Source organism: Chryseotalea sp., from assembly GCF_057350905.1.
On the sequence record NZ_JBMRCF010000008.1, the window covers coordinates 308,788 to 329,512 of the forward strand.

Genomic DNA, 20,725 nt, shown 5'->3' on the forward strand with positions numbered 1-20,725 from the left:
CTATTTACAAAATTCAATCAATTCCGATACTTCAGTGGGGATAGTGCCGCGTGTTTCTTGAAAAAATTAGAAAAATGCGCTACTTCGTCAAATCCCAGAGCAAAAGCTATTTCAGATACATTCCACTGCGTTTGCTTCAGCAGTATCTTAGCCTCTTCGGTGATTCTGCCATTAATAATATCTGTGGTGCTCCTGCCCGTGGTTTCTTTTAAGACTTTATTCAGGTGATTAACATGTATGCCCAATGCAGTGGCAAAGTCGAGGGGCGTCTTGAGTTTCATCACTTGTGCATCACTTTCAATTGGGAATTGTCTTTCTAATAACTCAATAAACAATGAGGTAATCCTGCTGGCTGCATTGGTGGGGTTGGCTGTACTTTCTATCGGCTTTAACTTCTGTCCGGTGTGAATCAGTTCCAGTGCATAGTTACGGAGTAGGTCATACTTAAATGCATAATCAGAAGACAATTCTGTGTCCATTTTCTTGAATATGCCTTCTATTTCCCGATACTGTTCATCATTTAACTGATAAACAAAATCGCTATTGGGTTGGTAGATGGGTAATTCATCAATAAGTAAACCTATTTTTGATTTGGACATAAACTCTTTTGTAAATACACAAAAAAATCCTGACTGCTCTTTCGTTTGTGGTGTATATCGGTAAGGAACTTTAGGTGTAGCAAATAATATTCCTTGCTTATCCATAAACACTGTTTTATCAGCATATTCTACCAGGTTTTTGCCCTTAATCAAACTGATTTTATAATACAGCCTTCGGTTATAAGTCATTTCAGATCTTTTATTTCCACTGAAATAGAACTTGGCAATATCAAATACATTAAAATGCCCCAGGTCATTTGAATTTTTTTGCTCTAAGAAATGCTCAAGCAATGAAGCATTATCGCCACAGATTGATTTATAAAATGCTTTAATACTTAGATTTTCCATGTTTGCAAAATTCAAATAATTGTAAAGGTATCCATTTTTTATGTTTCATGCATCAAACAGATCTTCAAGTCCATGGTTCTGTGCGCTTTATTCGTAATGAAACCCTTTAATCAAAAGTTGATAAGGCTATATATCTGCAACACCTAAGACTACCTCCTGCATTTTTCATGGTAAGCATGATTGCGTGAAGAAACAACATGCTTGTTGATGGTATTTACCCAGGGCTGCATTTCAATACCAATAAATCCGCGTAACAAGTATACACTTGGTGAACAAGGTATAATTTCATGCTAGCCATCACGTTTATTAACCAGTGGCAACAATTAACAATTCCCTTCGTAACCTTTAATAACAGAATTAGTATACCCTTTGAGCAACCCTTAGCCCAGTGAAGTTATTCCTTATCCCCATCTTTGGCATCTGCACAATTGCATATGGTCAAAGTGATTCGCTTAAAACCTACACAACAGCTCGACTTGTGGGGGAAGCTCCGCAAATTGATGGACTATTAAATGATGCAGCCTGGGAACAGGTTCCCTGGGGTGGAGGCGATTTCCGACAGAACAGTCCTGATGCAGGTGCACCCGCTACCGTACAAACACTCTTTAAAATTTTATACGATTCTAAAAATCTTTACATCTTATTTAAAAACCTGGATCCCGATCCTTCAAAAATTGTAAGTCGCATGTCGCGCAGAGATGGTTTTGAAGGTGACTGGGTAGAAATTAACATTGATAGTTACTATGATAAACGTACTGCATTCTCTTTTACCTCATCGGTGTCGGGTGTAAAAGGTGATGAATATGTTTCCAACAATGGCGACAACTGGGATGCAAGCTGGGATCCTATCTGGTATATGAAAACAAGTATTAATGCAGAAGGCTGGATAGCCGAGATGCGTATACCCCTAAGCCAGTTGCGCTTTGCAGAAAAGCCTGAACTAACATGGGGTATTCAAATCACCAGACGCTTTTTCCGTAATGGCGAACGGTCTAACTGGCAATACATACCACCCAACTCACCAGGCTGGGTGCATTTATTCGGAGAGTTAAAAGGCATAAAAGGTATAAAGCCACAAAAGCAGGTAGAGATACAACCTTATGTGGTGGCAAAAACTGAAACCTTTGAAAAAGAAGAAGGCAACCCTTTTGTAACAGGACAATCAAGCAGTGCAGAGTTTGGCTTAGATGCCAAGATTGGTATTACAAGCGATGTTACCTTAGACCTTACTGTTAATCCAGACTTTGGCCAGGTAGAGGCTGATCCATCGCAAGTAAATCTCACTGCCTTCGAACTTTTCTTTCGAGAGCAGCGTCCCTTTTTTATTGAAGGGAGTAACACACTTAATTTTCCGGTAAACGATTACAGCAGCAATAATTTATTTTACTCGAGACGCATTGGCAGAAGACCTCAGGGCTATGTGGATACTGATGAAAGTAGAGATGATGATGTGAACGAATATGTAAAAGTGAACAATCAAAGCACGATACTGGGTGCGGTAAAACTTACAGGTAAAAACAAAAAAGGTTTTTCGTGGGGGATCTTAGAAACCGTTACCGGATTAGAACGTGCCAAGATTGACAGTGCCGGAGTACGCAGAACACAGGTAGTAGAGCCTATGACAAACTACTTTGTTGCACGGGCCCAGCAAGATATTAATAAAGGCAACACGCTGATTGGTGGTATGTTTACTGCTACTAACCGCAACATAGAAGACCCCAGACTGAATTTTTTACATGACAAAGCTTATTCTGGCGGTGTGGATATGACCCACAACTGGAAAGAGCGTACTTATTATGTAAGTGCCAAAACATTAATAAGTCATGTTGCCGGAAACCCTGAAGCAATTACAGCTTCTCAACAATCATCGGAACGTTACTTTCAACGACCCGATAACAAGCACTCCGATGTAGACCCTACACGCAAGTCGCTTACTGGAACAGGGGGAACCATCATTGTAGGCAAACGCAGTGGTAATTTTGTTTTTGATTTCGGCTACAATTGGCTTTCTCCTGAGCTTGAATTAAATGATATCGGCTTCCTTTCACAAACTGATCAGATGCGACAGTGGACATGGTTAGGATATCGTATTTTAAAACCTGTCAGCATCTTCAGAGCGCAGCGATATAACCTGAATCAATCGCAAAGCTGGGATTTCGATTTAAAGAGTACTTCACAGAATTATAATATCAACGGATATGCCGAGTTCAAAAATTTCTGGTCCTTAGAAATGGGGGCGTCTCATCAGAGATACAACGTATCCAATGCCGATTTGCGTGGCGGACCTTCTATACGATATTCGGGCAATCTTTATTATTGGTTTTGGTTGGGTTCAGATTCGCGTAAAAAATTCTCTGTGCAGGTTAATCCGGAATGGCAATGGAGTGAGAATAATTTTATAAAAAGCACTTTTCTTGGCATCACCTTTAACTACACTCCCATTAATGCCTTACGTTTGTCAGTGCAGCCTAATATTTACAAAGAAACTAATCAGTTACAATATGTAAGCACCAGCACAACACAGGGAGGTGAACGATATGTACTCGGAGAAATAGAACAAACTGTAGCACGCGTTTCCATGCGACTCACCTACATGGTTACGCCCAATCTTTCAATTCAATATTGGGGTCAGCCTTTTGGAGCTTCTGGCAAGTATTCTAATTTTAAATACACCACCAATCCCGGGGCCGCAGAATATGCACAGCGTTTTGCACATATTCCAAGCAATGGAATTTCACTCAATGATAATGAATATGGTGTAGATGAAAATGTAGATGGCACTACTGATTATTCCTTTGGTAAGCCTGATTTCAATTTTGGTCAGTTCCGATCCAACATGGTGATTCGCTGGGAATATATTCCCGGGTCTACCTTCTTTCTGGTATGGACACAGGAAATGAATGGAGAATTTTTTGATCAGGGCGGGCCTTTACACAAGCAATACAATTTTGATTTCAATCAGAAAGCTCATAATATTTTTCTGCTGAAGTTTACTTACCGTTTTGTTCTGTAGGTACACTTAGGTTTAAACGCCTTTGAAAAAATGTCTTAATGTACGCCATCAAACCATTCTTTAAATTCATTCACTTTTTCGCGACTTACAATAACTTCAGCATCCCATTTTATGTGTGGTGTAATTTTTAAGCGACTGCTGGAGTACACTACTACGTCCTGAATAGCATGAATACTGATAATGTACGAGCGGTTAATACGGTGAAATTGCCTTGGATCTAAAACTTCCTCCAGGCTCTCCAATGTATAATCAATAATAAATTTACGGAGCTGATCCGTCACCAGATAAACATCACGTCCGTCAGCAAAAAATAAACTAATTTGATCTGTTGTCAGTGAGCGGATATGATCACCCAACTTTACCATGAATCGGTTTTTATAGACGCGGGCTGTGCTCTCCGCAAAAGTACTTACAATTTTCTCAGCTTTGGAATCACTCCAGCGAAGTTGTACACTCAGTGATTCAAGTTTTTTTAAACTTGCTGAGAGGTCGGTAAACGTAACAGGTTTAAGTAAATAATCGATACTGTTTACTTTAAAAGCATCCAAGGCAAACTCGTTATAAGCAGTAATAAAAATTACAGGCTTCTCAACTTTCACTTGCTGAAATATCTGAAAGCTTAAGCCATCCGTTAACTGAATATCCATGAAAATCAAATCAACCGTGGATTGATTTTCACTTAACCATTGCACAGCTTCTTTTACCGATCCGGCCATGCCCAGCACGTTAATGGCTGTGCTGTATTTCTTCAGATAGCGTTCCAGCTTTTCTGCTGCGGGTTTTTCATCTTCTACAATAAGTACCTTTAAAGCCAACGCGCTCATGTTGTTTCTGTAAAATTTTTCACTTTGGCTATATACACCAGTGGAAATTTAATGTAATTCTCTAAACCAGCCTTTACTTGCACAAAGGATTTTTCACTAAAAAAACTATAAGAGCGCTGCAAGCGGGAAAAAGCATGCAAACTTTCCTGATGTTGCTGCAAGCGATCATTCATATTGTGTTGAAAGACCACATAATCATCGTCTTCCTGATACAGACGAAATTGTAATGGCGATCGTTTGCTCAATAAAGTGTTACGTACAACCGTATCAATAGTGACCAATAATGAACCAGGAATTAAATAAATTTCATCAGGATTGTTTATTTCAGTAAACAAGCTAATAGCTCCCTGGTGTGGTACATTTAGCAAAGCGATAAGATTGTTCGCAATTTGCAGCTCTTCTTCCAGGCTCACCAATTCTTTCTGACGATTTACTAATCCGTAACGATAAATACTTGCCAGATAATCGATTTGTTCTTCTGCCTCTTCAGCATTATAATGAAGTGTTAAGATCAAATTCTCCAGACTTTCATATAATAAATCTGGATTGATTTCATTTTTAAACGAAGAAAAGTCAGCCTCTACTTTTTCGCGCATTTTCCGTTCTTCTTCCAGGCGCTGACGGTTTTCACGAAGCAAATAATAATGACTAAAGTACAGGAGATTGTACAACAGACCTGTCGTTCCAAAAATCAAGAGGAAAACGTATAACTCACGCACCGCTATGCTGAAACCAATTACAAATTCAAAGTATGCCGCGATCGCAAGCCCCACCAGGCTCACGGATAGTGTAAGTGACAATATAAGTTGAACTATCAATCGCCTCTGTAAAGAAGTGTCAGGCTTGCTTTTATATTCCAACACACGAATAACAATACGCATGGATTCAAAGCTGATGTAGCTTAAAAGAATGCATATATACAATTCCTGGTTGCTGAATATTTCTTCTGCTGCTTGTAGCGTATTGTTGATAAGCAGGATAAGCAAATAAATGAGCACACCAAATAATGGTGCTGAACAAATGCGAAAGATAATGCTATGAACAAAAATGCGTGTCATAAGCTAAACCAGATCAGCGTTTTTTGTGTTCAACTTTAAAACCGGTAATTGCACACTAAACTTATCCTCATCACGAATTGATATTTCCTCTTCTGAAAAGAAACGATAGCGTTGTCTGATATTTTCAATACCTACTTTAAAACTTGAGACAGGCTGCTGAGTGGCAGTTTTTGTGTTCGTTACAACGATGTGCGTATTATCTTTGGCAGTAATATAAACTAACAGCGGCATATCTTTTGTAATCTGGTTGTGCTTCACAGCATTCTCGACTAATAGCTGTAGCGTAAGCGGGGGAATAGGCGTATCTAAAATATTTTTAGGCAGGTTAATCTCCAATTGCAGATGATGCTCAAAGCGGACTTGTAATAAAAAATAATATGCTTTGATAAAATCTACTTCTTGCTGTAACGTAACTAACTTCTTCTTTTGATTAGCCAACACATACCTGAATGTGTCTGCCATACGTCTGATAAATTTTTCGGCCGTATGACTGTCTTTATAGAGTAGGGAGGAAATGGTATTCAAACAGTTGAACAGGTAATGCGGACTGATTTGATTTTTTAACAATTCAAATTGTAATTCTAATTGCCAGCGCTCTGTACGTAATTGTTCTACCTGTGTAATGGCATAATACCGATATGAGTAAAACCATCCATAGAAAATTTCATAAATAAAAATACTGATGGTAAGCAATACGCTCAGTTTAATTATTTCATCCCGCTCAAGTTCAAACAAATACAGTTTGCAGAAAAAGATAAAACCAACGGCCAGCGCTACATTTGTAACAAATCCCGTCATAAAGCGCAACATAAATACTGTGCGCCACGAAATAAATTTATCAAGTAACCTGTCAGCTTGGGAAAGAATAAGACCAAGCAAATTCGTAAGCAGAGCCGCTACTGCCATACGTTGCGCATGTTGCTGCAGTACGGGCAGCATACCTGTTTCGCTATAGTGTGAGTACAAGTAAAAAAGTACACTCAGCACAGTACACACAACAACCAGAATCACATACCTGCGCATAGTAGTGTTTGTAAAAGAGGTTGAAATATGTCGCATCTGGGTTTCAAGCTACTATTTTTAATGGGTAACATCAAGCAGTGCTATATAGTGAGGCATTTTTAAAATGAAAAAGATGTGAAATAAGGATAGGCAGCCAGAACTACAATACATTTTATGCAGGTAGCCAGCATTGGCAAGCACATCATATTATTTAATATATACTGTACATGCCTATACTTGCTTTTTAATTTATCCATTGTCTGTGGAGAGGCTATTATTCTATAGCCCTCAATGCCCTGCCGTAGTAAGTCTCAGAACTGATACGTTTGGCTGTAGCACGGTAATTCTCTTTCACAACTGAGGATCCCGCTTTCACTTTAGGTGCAGCAGCAGTAAGAACTTCGGTTATGTAATGATCCGAGTTTATATTACCTGCATTCTCCAAAATACTGATGAGTTTTGCATCGTTTAAACCAGGTTTGTTCAAGGCTGAACGAAGTATCACGGAAGCATAGTGATCACTGTTAACATCCCCCACACGGTCCATCAAACGTTTAAATGCCTCATCGGATAGTTGTTGCGTTTGTAGCACTTCATTAAATACCTCTGTCAGGTAATGATCTGAGTTGATAGACGCGCTTAAATCAACCAAGGTAAAAAGCTGTTGATTACCTAAATTGCCACGCATCAATTGTTTAAGCACTTCTGTTTTATAATGGTCTGAGTTGATTCCCTTAACCGCCTCTAAGGTTTGCTGATACGATACTGCCGACAAATTTGGTTTGCTCAGTGCTGTACTCAACACCACACTGCGGTAATGATCAGAGTTCATGGATTTGCTGGCGTTGATTGCCTCCGTTACTACAACATCGCTCACATCTTGTTTCAACAGTGTTGTAATTACTTCCGTAATATAATGGTCTGAACTCATCTTTGTTGTAGCCGCCAGAATTGACTTCATTGCTTGTGGTGAAACATTTTTATCGCGCAGCGCACGCTTAATCACTTGTGTTTTGTAATGATCGGACTCCATACGGCCACTGGCCAGACATACGGCATCAATAGCTGCCTGATCGCCCATAAACTTGTCCATGCTATTTTCCAGAAACTGGGCGCGATAATGATCTGAATCAACAGCATCAACAATACTTTTAATAATTACCGGATAGTCTTTTGCCGATACTGCTTGTTTCATTAACAGGCCAGCATAGTGGCTCATCACATAATCACTACTCATTGAATTTATTTCACTCAACACGGCTGATGTACCACCCTTGGCAAAAAACCTTTTCACGCGGCCTTCTGCGCCAAGTGTTGTTGTGCGCACTAACTCAGGTAAAATCTCTCCCAACCACTTGCGGCCTTCGGGTTCAAAAGGTGAAGAGGTGCGTCCCTCATAGTATTCGCGCTTTAGCACATTACCTTCCGCTGTAATCACAATTTTGCGCTTGCTGCCAAATACAGTCTTCTCAATTTCCAGGTAGCCGTCAGACGACATACTCTTAATGTCTTTGTCGTCATCTGTTAATTCAATTTTACCACGGGTTTCCACATTAAAGCTTTGCATAGGATTATCGCTGCGATACCTGATCTTACTATGATCGTTGGAAGACGACACCGATACTGACAAAGACTGTGCTATAACGCTATAGCTGCTAAGCGTAACAAGAAGCGCAAGGGATAAAAAACGTAGAGTTTTCATAAACAATGGTATTTGTATGCGTATACGGTGTAAAGCTGGTAAACAGATACAGGCTAAACAAAAGGGCTGTACTGAACGGGAGAATCGGTGTAGTGAACCGTAATACCAGCGAAGAATACACAAAATCGACCCTTTTGAGAGTTTAATAATTGTTTTAGATGCGCTTAAAACTAATTATTCTTAAAAATTATCAGAAGCTCAGGCAACGAATGCTTACACTTAAGCATTTAACTGATAAATCCGTAAACACCGGTACCTTGAACGAAACCGAATTAATCAAACGCTGTAAACAGGCTGACCCTAAGGCCCAGGAGTGGATTTATGGGCAACATGCGGAAACCTTTTACAGGATGGTCATGCGGTATGTGAAGAATCGGGAGGACGCGGAAGATGTATTGATTACAGCCTTCACCAAAATTTTTAATCGCATTGATTCCTTCTCATATCAGGGCGATGGAAGTTTGCAAGGATGGATGAAGAAAGTTGTGATCAATGAAGCGCTGATGTGGCTCAGGCGCAGACACAGTTTTACCATGATGGACAGTGTACATGAACTAACGGAAGAGGAAAGTCTTGAAACATTGTCGAGTATGGATGCAGAAGACATTTACCAGATGATTACGCAATTGCCGACCGGTTACCGTACGGTGTTTAATCTACATGTGGTAGAAGGCTATGCGCATCAGGAAATTGCTGATTTGCTTTCAATAACAGAGAGCACTTCGCGCACACAATTATTCAAGGCGAAAGCCATGCTAAAAAAAATGTTAACACAAGAAGGATTCGGCTATGGAACATGATGAAGAAAAAATCCGTAAAAAAATTCAGCTGGCCGATGCCAGACCGATTGCCTGGAATAAGGAATTCGTATGGCAGGCCATTGACAAGAAACCAGCCTCCAGCTCACGCACACTTTTATTCTATTATGCAGCTGCATCCGTTCTTTTAGCAACGGCCTTGGTTATATTTTCTTTGGAACGCACCCACCAGCGAGAACTTGATGTTCAATTAGCACAACTTGAATTGGCCATTATGAAAGAAGGTAACCAGCCGCTTTTTGTGTACAGAGATCAGACATCAAGAAAACCGGAAGAAAAATGTACAACAGAAGCACCCGGTGTCAAAGTAAGAGAAAAGAAAAAAGGGTTACCGGATCAAGCGGTTGAAACTCAAGATAAAAAGGAAGAAATTTTTCTGACCGAAATTGAACCTGAGCAACAAGAGACTGTTGAAGCAGCACACAAGGAACCAATAATACTGGAAAGTCAATCCACTCCGGCAGTCCCGCGTGTGGCGGCAATCATTGGCTCTGAAAAAAACACCATGATTATTCCCTCTTCCGCAGATAAACGCATGGTGTTGAAAGTTCAGTTCACAGAAAGTGAACAGGAAACACTGGAGCGCAAATCGCGAACTGGTGAACTTATTTTTAAACATTAAACAGTATAAGAAAATGATTAAAAAAACATTAACAATATTGATACTATTATTAACACTGTTCCTTACTAAAAAGGTGAGTGCGCAAGGAAACCGAATTGATTATTTACCAGATTCAATCCGAATTGAATTTCCTACACATGAATGTATTGTAGTAATGGAAATGAAAAATTATTCCAGAAGTAATCAACAGGTAAGGGATTTCCCTAAACTCCTGGCGAATCTGTTGCAGCAAGTGCAAAAGAGTATGCCATCCGGATTTTCAGAAACTGGTCCTTACCAGATTGACGCTAACATCACCCACGAGGACGAAGCTATGCTTCTTGGAGCCATGAACTATAACTATCGGCCCATTGGTGAAAAAACAGAGATTAAAATTACACAACCTGCGCCAGAGACAAACGTACGTGTAAAAGCAGGCGAGATCGTTGAACTTAAACCACCTGGCTGGGAAGTTTTCATCAAAACAAAAACATATACCGCAACACTTTATGCTGCACATCTCGCTGGATTAAATGGCGTATCCACTGAAGATTTTGAAAAGGTAATTGAAAATCTGAATAAAAATCCGAGAGCCCTATCGCCAGGCAGAAAATTCATGCGCGCACGTGTAGTACTCAAGGATGGAGAGATTGTGAACGAATCAATAAGTTTTGTACACCCACTGGATATGCTGGCGTTGAATTTACATGGTGGACTTGGTTTAGTGCAAGAGCGCTTGTACCCTGAGCTTACAGTTACGGCTGGCTTTCAATTCAACGATCGATATAATCGCCCACTCCATCGTCTTGAATTAGGTTATCAGAATCAGTTTTTTGCACAAGTCAATACGGAAGGAGGATATAGTGGCAATATCAATTCTTTTCTTTCATTAAGCTATGGAATGAATTTTAGTCAGGGAAAGGGAAGCCCAAGCTGGACAGGTATAGGTGCTGCTTATCTTGTGCGTAATAGCGGCAACATATATAAAGGAAAAACCATGAAACTTTATTTCTTCAATGAAATTGGGGGTAGTCGTATAAACGTTGTTCCGGAATTTTATCTGACGGATGATTTTAAAAAATTCAATTTTGGGTTAACCATGCGGTATACTTTCTGAGGGGGTTAAACTTTTACTGCTCAATTTAAAAGCCCTGTACAACTGACTATTGTGGAGTTTTTTTGCTGGAATATGCTACAGCACAACGAGTACACTTCTATCAAAGAGAAACAGTAAAACAGCCTAAGGAAACCTGAGCCTGTAAACAACACTCATTTTGAATTGAAAGACATCTTGTGAAAAGTTAAGCGAAGAAGTACTCTCTAATCGTTCCCCCATTACAACGAAGGCGAGTGAAGGATCAAAAACATGTCGGGTTGTAACCAACTATATCTCTATAGTGTCTAATCAAAAGATTACAACAACCTGAAGAATTTATGAATGCTTCACTCAAAAAAGTCTTGTACTTTCCCATTACTAAAATTATTGTAGGAATCGGCATTTGCTTTTCCTTATTTGTTACAATTCAAAACTTTGTATCAAAACCGTTTCTTTATAGTATAACACAAGACAAGCGTATTGTTGACCCAATTATTCATTGTATCTCTTTAATGACATTATTACTTGTATATTATCTTCTGTTTCGTCTATACGATAGGAGAAAAATAACAGAATTGTCACTGAAACATTTACCAAAAGAAATGCTTGGAGGTTTTCTTCTGGGGTTTATAACAATCTCATTATCAATCTCAATTTTATATTTTTTAGGCTATTACGAAGCGGTTAGTATTACGACAGATCATTATTCTTTAAGGTTATTCACGCTTTTAATGATTGCTGCATTTATTGAGGATCTGTTCTTCCGAGGTATAATAATACGGGAGTGCGAAAATTGGTTGGGTACCAATGCAACACTAATCATCGGAATGTTATTTGAAACTGACCACTTGTTTAATCCTAATGCCAATCTGTTTAGTTTATTTTTTGTTTTGATTTGGGGCTTCACAATGTCCATGTTATTTGTCTATACTAAAAGAATTTGGCTTCCATTTTTCTTTCACTTAGGATGGAATTTTGCTCAACCCTTTTATGGTTCCAATCTTACCGGTCTTAGTGATATGGGCAGTATCATACAATCTCAGTTGAATGGCCCTGAATTACTTACAGGTGGTGCTGTAGGTGTTGAGGGTTCAATTTTTACAGCAATCTTCTTATTGTTTATTGGTGTGAGCCTCTATTTTCTTGCAAAGAGAGAAGGTAAAATTGTAAAAAGGAAATAATCAAATCCAGATGAATTCAGTAGCGTCTGCAACTGAAAATCATAGTGCGCTATTTAAAGGATAATTATGGAAATATTGCAGGTGTTCTCATTGCCATTATTCACAAGCAGAATGAGTGCGAACAAAAAATAAATAAAACCAAAATTTTATCCAGAGAATCATTTACAACAGTTCGCAGTTTAAAGTATCCACCACTATTTACTGTATTACCTGCTACAATTGTGTCATTTTTTTATGCGTAAGAATTAAACCAATTGAGGTTGTTACAACGCCAAAATAAGCAGGCAGTAAGTGCGTAAAATCTGTATATCCAATTATAAAATGAACACCAATTGCTGTAGAAAATCCTATGGTCATAGACAGCAAAAGAATCTGCCAAAGATTAATAGTTGGGCTCGCTCTTCTAATAATAAAAAAATAAAGTAATCCAATTGTGGCAAGGCCACCTCCAAAGGCAGCACGATCATGTGCTATTAGTGGTTTAAGTCTACTATTAATCTTTTCAATACCACAAACAGTAATGTCCATGTATGTCAGATCCTGCGGAACAAAAATAGTGGTCATTCCTACAACCATAATAGTTATTCCTGCCAAGAGCATTCCGATAGAGGAGAATAAAAGAAATAGTTTTCCTATACCATAGGTGGTTTTAATGCTCACCTTTTCCTTCTGATGGAAAATATCCCTAACAGAGGCATTATCTTTAATAAGGGAGTATGACTTAACGAGTCCTGTTATGTAAAAGGGTAAAAGTAAAAGGGTAGCTATGCCATGCCAACTATCAAGATAACCATAACCCAAGTATGTGAGAAAACTACCAAAACCTAAGATGCCTGAAAACAAAAAGAGAAACCAAGCCCACGACTCTTTGTTCTTTAGTGGAAACTCTGCTAACCACATATACAGAAAGCCGACAGCAACAATGGATCCTCCGAAAGAGACCCGATCATGAAACATGAATTTAGTGATCGTACCATTATTAAATACTGATAGCTCTGCCGCATCAAGGCCAAGGTATGATACATCGTGTGGTAAAAAATGGCCAGTAATTGACTGAACGATCACCAGTAATCCAGAAAGAATCAATATGATAGCGTTGAAAATCAAGAGAAATCTGCCATCAGCTAAAATTGCTTCCCAAAGTGTTCTTCGGTCTATATTAATGTTTTGATCCTTCACTTTAATTCAATTTTCAATTCAAGGGGCTTTACTCCCTGTCTTTTAAAATAATCATTTAGTCGATTAGCCAGTTTAGGCCAATTTTTATGTGGAACCATCGGATACAAATGATGCTCTAAATGATACAAGTGATCAAATGCAAGCAAAGAGAAGAAAGTGCCTCGAAACAATCGTGTCTGCTGTAGCTCTCCTGAACCATGAGGTGTATGAACTGCATAAGAGGTTATTAATGGTATTATCCAGCTACCTGAAATCATAAGGCACAGATATACAAAAGGAACATGTGTGAATTGTAGGGTATAAAGGCAAAGCACGATAAGAAAAATTATGATAATACCTTCAATAAGTATTAGGGTACGATACTTTACCATCCCTTTGGATTGTTTAACAGACCATTTGTATATTTTGAACTGGAAAATCACACCTTCAAGCAACGCTCTAAAAAAAGTCATACGGGATGCAGACCCTTCTACATCATCTTCGTGAGGATATCTTTTATGGTGATATAAATGACTAAGCTTATAAGCATGTCCACTCCTAAAACATATTGCCTCTGTGAAAGAAAGTAAAAATAGATTAAGCATTCGATTGATTTTTAAATTCTCGTGAACAAGATCATGAGACGTGGATCCGTAAGTACTAAAGCTCAGTGCCATGGCGCAAAATATCGCCAAGAGCCAATAAGCATAGAATGCAAAAACAAAAAAAAGCGCAAAAAACAATAAAGGCATTACTATGGTAAGAAATAATTTAAACTTGGAAAGCTTAAGAAGGTCAGTTCCTAGTTCTTTAATTGAAGGCTTGGAGGTCGAGTTCAAAGTTTCAGTTTGCAAATGAATATCCTTTAAAGATAAAGATAGTATTTAGTCTGAGAACTTAGCAAATAGACGTTAGGCCTATGTTTTGTCGACATAGTAATACCCCACTCATCGGCTTTACCAGAAGACAAGTGAGGTTGATGAGAATAATAAGCGAAGTTGTTATAGTGTGTGAAGTATAATGGCTGAAACCAGCACCATCATGAAGTGATAAGAAGCATTGATGAAGAACAGCCTCCAGGATTTACCCTCGAAGGCAACTGTGTTAAGATCCACAATAACAAAGAAGCCCAGCCATGTAAAAATAGCTGCATTGGCAATGGAACCGACCGTTCCCAATTGGTCAATGCCCGGGACAAATGACCAGGCTGCTGTATTATGGGCAAATACATAAGCTAAAAAAAAGCAGCCCACGAGATTCATGACAAGGCTTTTAATCATCATGCCGGCAGGTGGTTTCGTGTCCATCGGTATTTTCATTTCTTTCATCCAGGCATTCCTGAATATTACGCTGTACCATAAAAATCCGACAAAAAAATTTGCTATCGTAGCCAAAATGATGGCTGTATAGCTGAGTCCTAATTCTTGCATAGTGGAGTTGGTTAAGGTTTAAGTCTTAACTAAGATACAAAACCTCAGATAAAATATAAATGCACACTTGAATATTACTTATCACTTGTTGTCTCATGTATTGTAACAGGTTCAAAAAATATTCATTTCACAGTATTTACCAAAAAAAAACCGACTTGGATAATTTTTATCCAAGTCGGTTTCTTGTGAAGTGTTTAGAATTTATTATTCCTCTAAGAACTCTTCAAATTGTTGCCAAACACTTTTTTCTCCAGGCTTTGAAGGATCCCCATTAAACATGGCATGAGCTTCTGGTGTATATTTCAATTTCACAACGCCCTCGGCAATAACTTCACCGTTCTCGCCATCGCGGTGTGCATACATCTTTACTGTGAGGTCGTAAGACTTTCCAATCATGAATTTATCTTTATTCAAATACAAAAGATTAATGAAGGCATAGTCCTGCACATATTGACCAGCATAGTTATTGTATTCGCGTAAAGCGCGTGGATTATGCTGTCTGTCATCAAAATCTTTCGTTTCTAAAATTTTCACCATATTACTCCATGCTGCCGACTTCTTTCTAAGTTCGGCACGGTTGGTTATTTGTCCACCCATAGCGTATTCAATATTGATCTCTTGACCAGGGTATTTAACCTTTGGTGGATATTTGAAAAAAGCCATGTAGTTCATATTTCTGCTCATGTCTAATTCTGCCTTAAAATTATCTGCACTCACCATTGGCGGTTTATTTGAATAACCTTGTTTCATCAAATGGTAGTGCTGATCAGCAAAAATAATCTTACCCACATTTTTTGAAAACACTTCGTTCTTCATCCACAGGGCTGTTTCTTTTTCCATAGCCTCTGTATTTAATGATGAAATCAGCATGTCAACTTTAGCTTGTGCTGTTTCCATATCCCAGGTTTCAAAATTTGCTTTATCTTTTGCGTACACATCTTTTACTTTACGCATAGCGTCAAGGGCTACAGGGCCATCGTTCATACTTCTGTCGGAAGTGATCTGGGCAAGCACACCAGGAGCTACTTCAATTATCTCTACATAACCACTGGCGCTGGCAGTTACCCAGGCAAAGAAAAGTTTCACTTGATTTTTAGTGTAATAGCTCTCTTTCAAACTCAGTTTTAATTGAGGCTCGCTTCCCTTCTTCTCAAAATAATGAAGGCTGTTTACTACTTTACCTCCTTCTTCTTTCACAAATCGTAATCCAAAAGGTTTCTTGTCTACTAAGCCAAAGTACTGGCCAGTCACCCCCATGTCGTCTGTCTCTGCATTAAAATCTGCGAATGGTCCACCACCTGCATTGGATGATGATTTACCACCAACTTTATCCTTTAATTTTGCCAATTGTGCTTCGGCACCCGCAGCACTGAGCATAAGCGCCACTATAGCCAAAATGATTGTTGTTTTTTTCATGTGCATTTTTATTTAGGTTATTTTAGTAAGGTTCCTTGTTGTCCCGCTGAGCCATTCGCGCCTCTGCTATTAATGTTTGCTACTTTAGCTATACCTCCATTGCCCGCTCGTCCACCATTGTTTTGTACGTTTATGTTCAGCAGAGCCACACCACCTCCTGATAGTGACACATCACCGCCATTACCTCCGTTACCACCATTTCCGCCATTACCTTCGTAGGCATCTCTGCCGCTTACACCGTCACCACCATTTCCACCACTTACGTTGAGGGTAATTTTATTAAGCGAGTTAATTTTGGCTTCGTTAAGTAATTGACCTGAATTTGCATCGGTAATGCTCAACTTCAGAATTACATTTCCTTCGAGTTTGTAAGAGTCGACACGCATGGAAATACTTTTTCCATCCTTCCCATCACCACCATGTTGTGAAATACCCACCACAGCCGCACGACCAATTGAACCTGAAGCGCCTTGATAATTATAAAATAAGTCGCTTTTGTAATTGAGGGTGTGTGTAAAAGTTCCCGTAACTTTCTTCTTGTCAAACTTTGACCATACACTGATCTCAATTTTATCGTTAGGAATTTGTCTGGCATCATTAGCCACTTTAAAATCGCCACCGGCAAAGTCGCCACCTTTTACACTGCTTTCAAAATCGGTATAGGGTGTTTTACCGCCCAGGTTTTTTGTTTTGAGAATAATACCATTCGTAAGCTCTACTTCTATACCAATGGCCACAACAGTAAGCATACCCACATTGGCTGGCAGGTTAATGCCTTGCACTTTAATAGATTTAATTTCTTTACCTTCTAATGTGTTCTCAAGAAGTTCACGTGCTTCGCGTGCAGCATTTTCTTCAATGCGTTCACTACGGGCACTGGTCTGTTTTTCTTTAATAGCATTCCTGTACGCGTCTAAAACTGCTTTCTCATCTGCATAATTTTTCGGCTTATCGGCCGTGAGTATATATTCAATCTTTGAACCTGTCTTTACCGACCAACTGTAGTAGTAAATTTTTTTGTTAATAACTGTAAGTACAATATTGCTTGTGCTGGCTTGATAATAGGCTGGAAAACCAGGGAGATCTGCTTCGTACTTTTCTTCAATAATGCCAGCTCGTTTCAGCATCAGGCCTGAAACGGTGGTTCCTTCTTTTATAAATTCAACAGGCCAGGGCTTAGTGGCAGCCTCAATTTTATAATCCTGATACCCCTTATCTATAATTTTATAGACAGGAAAATTTCCTGATTCAAGTTTAGCAATTTCAATATTCTGATTCTCTTGTGCATAAGCATAACCAGTAATGCCGAATAGGATGAGCAAGCTTAGGGTTTTCATCTGGGCTGTTCTTAGTTGATGATCAAAACTAGTCAGTTCACCCTACGCTTATTATTTTTCTTCAGCAACAGCCAGATTAACTATAGGAATGGACAGCGGTGAAATGAATTTCGCAGATTCAGGTTATATCTGTGTATAAACTTTTACTTGACTAAAGAGAATTAGCCAACAGATGCTTCAAATTCTACCTTTTTGTATTTAGATAGTTTGGCGACTATTCCATTATTCATTTGAATAGTCATCTCAGATTTTGAGTAAGATTGCATGCAAGTCAGATTGATAATCCAGGATTTATGGACTCTGATGATTTGCGGAAGTCCTTCAAAAATTGTTTCGAAGTGCTTAAGATTTTTACTGGCTGTATATTTTTTTTCAGTCGTATGAATAGTACAGTACGACTCCTGCGCTTCAACGGCTACAATACTCTCAATAGGAACAATGTGTTGATTCCCCTTATCACTTACCACTATATTTTTTAGCTGCTTATTTTCAAGAGTGTTTCCCAATAAGGAAAGCCGTTTAGCTTGTTGTTCAATGCTGCGATGATCGCGGACACGTAAAATTGTTTTCTTTAGCCGTTCAATATCTATAGGCTTCAACAGGTAATCAATTGCCGCAACCTCAAAAGCACGGATAGCATATTGGTCGTAGGCGGTAACAAAAATAATTTCGAATGTTATGGATTTAAAAAAATTGACAATTTCATATCCTGCATAATTGGGCATTTCAATATCCAGAAATACTAAATCTGGTTGCGCTTGCTCTATAATACTTACTGCATCTGGCAGGTTATCGCATTTGGCAACAACCGTTACCTCAGGACAAAAACGCATCAAGAGGCTTTGAAGCACATCTCTTGCACTTTCTTCATCATCTACTATAATGGCCTTCAGCTTATTCACAAAATACAAATGTTGAAATTCGCAGTTAGTTGTTTACGATTTTTTTAGCAATCACCTGATTTACTTCAGCAATGGATCAGAACTGGTGTTTCACCGGAATTACCAAAACAATTCGTGTGCCCGATGGCTCATCATTTTCATATAAATCCTGATAAGTATAGCCAAATTTGCCATTAAATACGTTGCTCAGTATTTCAAAACGTTTCTGAATGGCCTTGGTGGAAAAGGAATCATGAGTCTTTCGCTGTCGTTCCTGAATTGCTTTAGCCCGCTCACGCCCCACCCCGTTATCCTCTATGGTACAGATCAAATCTTCATTTAATTCAAAAGTAATTTTCAGTTTTTTCTCACCCTCTTTATGCAGCAAGCCATGCACAAGTGAATTTTCAATAAAGGGTTGTATTAAGAAAGGCGGGAGCATAATATCATCTATATTATTTGCACTTATCTCAAAATTGAATTCCTTCTTAAACCTTAATTTTTCCAATGAAAGATATAGTTCTAATAACTTAATTTCCTGTTCAAACTCAATAAATTCATTTTCGGAGTAGGTGAGTGTTTGTCGAACGAGATTTGAAAACATAGTTATGTAAGAATAGGAATTTTCAATATTGCCCTTTAACACTAAATCCTGAATAGAATTAAGTGCATTAAAGATGAAGTGAGGATTCATTTGCGAACGGATCGCCTTTAACTCAGAAGCACGATACTGCTTTTCTATCTCCAGTCGCTTACGTGTTTCTTCCAGCTCCATTTTAGTGATAGCTTGTGCTTGCTTGAGTTGGCGTTGGCGATACAGAATAAATACACCTCCAACTGTGAAAAGGGCAATTAAACCAATAACAAACAGAAAATAGCGTTGTTGCGTAATCTGAAGTGCTTGTAGCTCGGCCTTTCCTGTTAGCGATTCAATTTCCTCCTCCTTTATTCCGGCCTCTAATCTTGCTTGTAGGGAAGAAAGCTTTGTTTCATGTCGTGTTTGAATGACAGAATCGCTTTTGAATTTATAAATCTCCAGCGCTATTAATGCATCATAATTTTCTTTTCTAGCCTTATGAATAAGGTACTTCAGTCGATGGTGATCAATACCCATCGGTCGCATGTTCCATCCTTCTTGCATCTTTTGCCATGCCGAATCATATATACCCAATCTTTCATAGGCAAAGCCCTGATTTAAAATCAAATAGTATTTTGTCTGAAGCGAGAAGTCATAAGTATCTGCAAAGCTGAGTGCTTCTTGCGACAACTTCAATCCTTTTCGATACTGACCGTTTCGGATAATGGGGGCCGCTACAATATTAATCATATCTGCATAGCCCCGTTCATAGTTAGCTTCTTTGGCTATACGCATACCCAGTTCGCCATAGCGGATGGATGAGTCAAGGTTAACAATAATTCCCCCGTTATAAATTCTGCATAAGCGATAACAAATATTTACTTGTAACTTGAAATCTCGATTCCTTTGTGCCTCGGCAAAGGAATATAAATAATATTTTTTAGTGTTTTCCAGGTCATTATTCTGGGTTAGGATGTGTGCAATTTCTGCATATACAAAGGGGAGCATTCTATCCACGCCTTGTTGTTTAATTGCAGCCAGGGCCTCATAGAAATTTGTTAAAGAGATATCATACTTTCGGTTATTCCTGTTGAGCAATCCCTGAACAAGGTTGTACTCAATAGACAACAATGGATTCTTCTTAAGACTCAACGTTGATAAAATATGTTCCGCACTATCTGAATGATTAAAATAGGCAAGCGCCCTGGCCCATTTCAATGATGCAAGTTGCTCCAGCGTCAGGTCTTGTTTTTTTATCCCAATATCTTTTAAAAGATCCGAGTACTTTTTTACAGAATCTATATTATCGGTCTGGTAGTAATCACCAATTTCCTGAAGCAATACGGAGTTAGTATGTCGCCCCGGAATAGTCATGAGGCTATCAATGTTACTCTGACTAAAAGATAGAAGAGGAAGCAGGCAGCACCCCAGTAATACAAGACCTTTTGGCATTTGATCGTGGTTAATCCTGAATCTAAGGTAACATTAGTATTTAATTAATTAACAAATCAAGCTGCGGTTGGGTTAATCCTACACCAATTTTATTTATTTACCCGGCATGTTCGTACAATCCATAGCACTAGTATTTATACCGAAAATTATAATGGACTAGAATGAAATAAAAAATCAGCGTCCTGAGGAGACGCTGATCAGAAAAAAGAATTTCAGACAGATTCAATTTTAT

17 protein-coding genes are annotated in these 20,725 nt (G+C 38.7%); 5 read left to right on the top strand and 12 right to left on the bottom strand.

The genetic code is table 11. The annotated features are described in order from the left end of the window. Positions 1-17 precede the first annotated feature (17 nt). Positions 18-947 (bottom strand): helix-turn-helix domain-containing protein, encoded by a 930-nt coding sequence (locus ACO1XM_RS09785; RefSeq protein ID WP_486228358.1) that lies wholly within the window; start codon positions 945-947, stop codon positions 18-20. A gap of 388 nt (positions 948-1,335) precedes the next feature. On the opposite strand from ACO1XM_RS09785, the gene ACO1XM_RS09790 reads away from it, so the two are divergent. After that, the gene (locus ACO1XM_RS09790) at positions 1,336-3,960 is read left to right on the top strand and encodes a DUF5916 domain-containing protein (protein ID WP_486228360.1); all 2,625 of its coding nucleotides are present in this window, start codon (positions 1,336-1,338) and stop codon (positions 3,958-3,960) included. Positions 3,961-3,995: 35 nt separating this feature from the next. Here the strand turns inward: ACO1XM_RS09790 and ACO1XM_RS09795 are convergent, their stop codons facing one another. The 4 genes from ACO1XM_RS09795 to ACO1XM_RS09810 form a co-directional block, all read right to left on the bottom strand. Continuing rightward, entirely contained in the window at positions 3,996-4,784 is a 789-nt protein-coding gene (locus tag ACO1XM_RS09795; RefSeq protein WP_486228362.1) for a LytR/AlgR family response regulator transcription factor, read from the bottom strand. Continuing rightward, positions 4,781-5,842, bottom strand: a complete 1,062-nt coding sequence (locus tag ACO1XM_RS09800; protein WP_486228364.1) for a histidine kinase — start codon at positions 5,840-5,842, stop codon at positions 4,781-4,783. Before ACO1XM_RS09800 ends, ACO1XM_RS09795 begins: the two co-directional genes overlap by 4 nt. A gap of 3 nt (positions 5,843-5,845) precedes the next feature. Next, positions 5,846-6,901 carry a sensor histidine kinase gene (locus tag ACO1XM_RS09805; RefSeq protein ID WP_486228366.1) on the bottom strand — a complete coding sequence of 352 codons (1,056 nt, stop codon included), beginning with the start codon at positions 6,899-6,901 and terminating at the stop codon, positions 5,846-5,848. A gap of 217 nt (positions 6,902-7,118) precedes the next feature. Next, positions 7,119-8,546 carry a hypothetical protein gene (locus ACO1XM_RS09810; RefSeq protein WP_486228368.1) on the bottom strand — a complete coding sequence of 476 codons (1,428 nt, stop codon included), beginning with the start codon at positions 8,544-8,546 and terminating at the stop codon, positions 7,119-7,121. A gap of 209 nt (positions 8,547-8,755) precedes the next feature. Here ACO1XM_RS09810 and ACO1XM_RS09815 point away from each other — a divergent pair, with 209 nt between their 5' ends. The 4 genes from ACO1XM_RS09815 to ACO1XM_RS09830 all read left to right on the top strand — a co-directional run bounded on the left by ACO1XM_RS09815 (position 8,756) and on the right by ACO1XM_RS09830 (position 12,242). Then, positions 8,756-9,346, top strand: coding sequence for an RNA polymerase sigma factor (locus tag ACO1XM_RS09815; protein ID WP_486228370.1), 591 nt, complete (start codon positions 8,756-8,758; stop codon positions 9,344-9,346). Next, positions 9,336-9,986 (top strand): hypothetical protein, encoded by a 651-nt coding sequence (locus ACO1XM_RS09820; protein WP_486228372.1) that lies wholly within the window; start codon positions 9,336-9,338, stop codon positions 9,984-9,986. Before ACO1XM_RS09815 ends, ACO1XM_RS09820 begins: the two co-directional genes overlap by 11 nt. Before the next feature lie 13 nt (positions 9,987-9,999). Then, positions 10,000-11,082 (top strand): hypothetical protein, encoded by a 1,083-nt coding sequence (locus ACO1XM_RS09825; RefSeq protein ID WP_486228374.1) that lies wholly within the window; start codon positions 10,000-10,002, stop codon positions 11,080-11,082. A gap of 317 nt (positions 11,083-11,399) precedes the next feature. After that, positions 11,400-12,242 carry a CPBP family intramembrane glutamic endopeptidase gene (locus tag ACO1XM_RS09830; protein ID WP_486228376.1) on the top strand — a complete coding sequence of 281 codons (843 nt, stop codon included), beginning with the start codon at positions 11,400-11,402 and terminating at the stop codon, positions 12,240-12,242. A gap of 213 nt (positions 12,243-12,455) precedes the next feature. Here the strand turns inward: ACO1XM_RS09830 and ACO1XM_RS09835 are convergent, their stop codons facing one another. The 7 genes from ACO1XM_RS09835 to ACO1XM_RS09865 form a co-directional block, all read right to left on the bottom strand. Then, positions 12,456-13,421 carry a hypothetical protein gene (locus ACO1XM_RS09835; RefSeq protein ID WP_486228378.1) on the bottom strand — a complete coding sequence of 322 codons (966 nt, stop codon included), beginning with the start codon at positions 13,419-13,421 and terminating at the stop codon, positions 12,456-12,458. Next, positions 13,418-14,254 carry a fatty acid desaturase family protein gene (locus tag ACO1XM_RS09840; RefSeq protein WP_486228380.1) on the bottom strand — a complete coding sequence of 279 codons (837 nt, stop codon included), beginning with the start codon at positions 14,252-14,254 and terminating at the stop codon, positions 13,418-13,420. The genes ACO1XM_RS09835 and ACO1XM_RS09840 overlap by 4 nt, the downstream gene beginning before the upstream one ends. Positions 14,255-14,401: 147 nt before the next feature. Further along, positions 14,402-14,830, bottom strand: a complete 429-nt coding sequence (locus ACO1XM_RS09845) for a DUF1761 domain-containing protein (protein WP_486228382.1) — start codon at positions 14,828-14,830, stop codon at positions 14,402-14,404. Between the two features lie 204 nt (positions 14,831-15,034). After that, positions 15,035-16,246, bottom strand: a complete 1,212-nt coding sequence (locus ACO1XM_RS09850; protein WP_486228384.1) for a hypothetical protein — start codon at positions 16,244-16,246, stop codon at positions 15,035-15,037. A gap of 17 nt (positions 16,247-16,263) precedes the next feature. Next, positions 16,264-17,583 (bottom strand): hypothetical protein, encoded by a 1,320-nt coding sequence (locus ACO1XM_RS09855; protein ID WP_486228386.1) that lies wholly within the window; start codon positions 17,581-17,583, stop codon positions 16,264-16,266. 161 nt (positions 17,584-17,744) lie between these two features. Next, positions 17,745-18,485: a LytR/AlgR family response regulator transcription factor gene (locus ACO1XM_RS09860; RefSeq protein ID WP_486228388.1), complete on the bottom strand. Its 741-nt coding sequence runs from the start codon at positions 18,483-18,485 to the stop codon at positions 17,745-17,747. Between the two features lie 76 nt (positions 18,486-18,561). Continuing rightward, positions 18,562-20,493, bottom strand: a complete 1,932-nt coding sequence (locus ACO1XM_RS09865) for a sensor histidine kinase (RefSeq protein WP_486228390.1) — start codon at positions 20,491-20,493, stop codon at positions 18,562-18,564. Positions 20,494-20,725: the final 232 nt, after the last annotated feature.

Coding starts and splice junctions, on each gene's coding strand:
- ACO1XM_RS09810 (WP_486228368.1), bottom strand. CDS start 8,546: ATGAAAACTCTACGTTTTTTATCCCTTGCGCTTCTTGTTACGCTTAGC.
- ACO1XM_RS09865 (WP_486228390.1), bottom strand. CDS start 20,493: ATGCCAAAAGGTCTTGTATTACTGGGGTGCTGCCTGCTTCCTCTTCTA.
- ACO1XM_RS09830 (WP_486228376.1), top strand. CDS start 11,400: ATGAATGCTTCACTCAAAAAAGTCTTGTACTTTCCCATTACTAAAATT.
- ACO1XM_RS09795 (WP_486228362.1), bottom strand. CDS start 4,784: ATGAGCGCGTTGGCTTTAAAGGTACTTATTGTAGAAGATGAAAAACCC.
- ACO1XM_RS09785 (WP_486228358.1), bottom strand. CDS start 947: ATGGAAAATCTAAGTATTAAAGCATTTTATAAATCAATCTGTGGCGAT.
- ACO1XM_RS09845 (WP_486228382.1), bottom strand. CDS start 14,830: ATGCAAGAATTAGGACTCAGCTATACAGCCATCATTTTGGCTACGATA.
- ACO1XM_RS09815 (WP_486228370.1), top strand. CDS start 8,756: ATGCTTACACTTAAGCATTTAACTGATAAATCCGTAAACACCGGTACC.
- ACO1XM_RS09820 (WP_486228372.1), top strand. CDS start 9,336: ATGGAACATGATGAAGAAAAAATCCGTAAAAAAATTCAGCTGGCCGAT.
- ACO1XM_RS09825 (WP_486228374.1), top strand. CDS start 10,000: ATGATTAAAAAAACATTAACAATATTGATACTATTATTAACACTGTTC.
- ACO1XM_RS09850 (WP_486228384.1), bottom strand. CDS start 16,246: ATGAAAAAAACAACAATCATTTTGGCTATAGTGGCGCTTATGCTCAGT.
- ACO1XM_RS09855 (WP_486228386.1), bottom strand. CDS start 17,583: ATGAAAACCCTAAGCTTGCTCATCCTATTCGGCATTACTGGTTATGCT.
- ACO1XM_RS09805 (WP_486228366.1), bottom strand. CDS start 6,901: ATGCGACATATTTCAACCTCTTTTACAAACACTACTATGCGCAGGTAT.
- ACO1XM_RS09800 (WP_486228364.1), bottom strand. CDS start 5,842: ATGACACGCATTTTTGTTCATAGCATTATCTTTCGCATTTGTTCAGCA.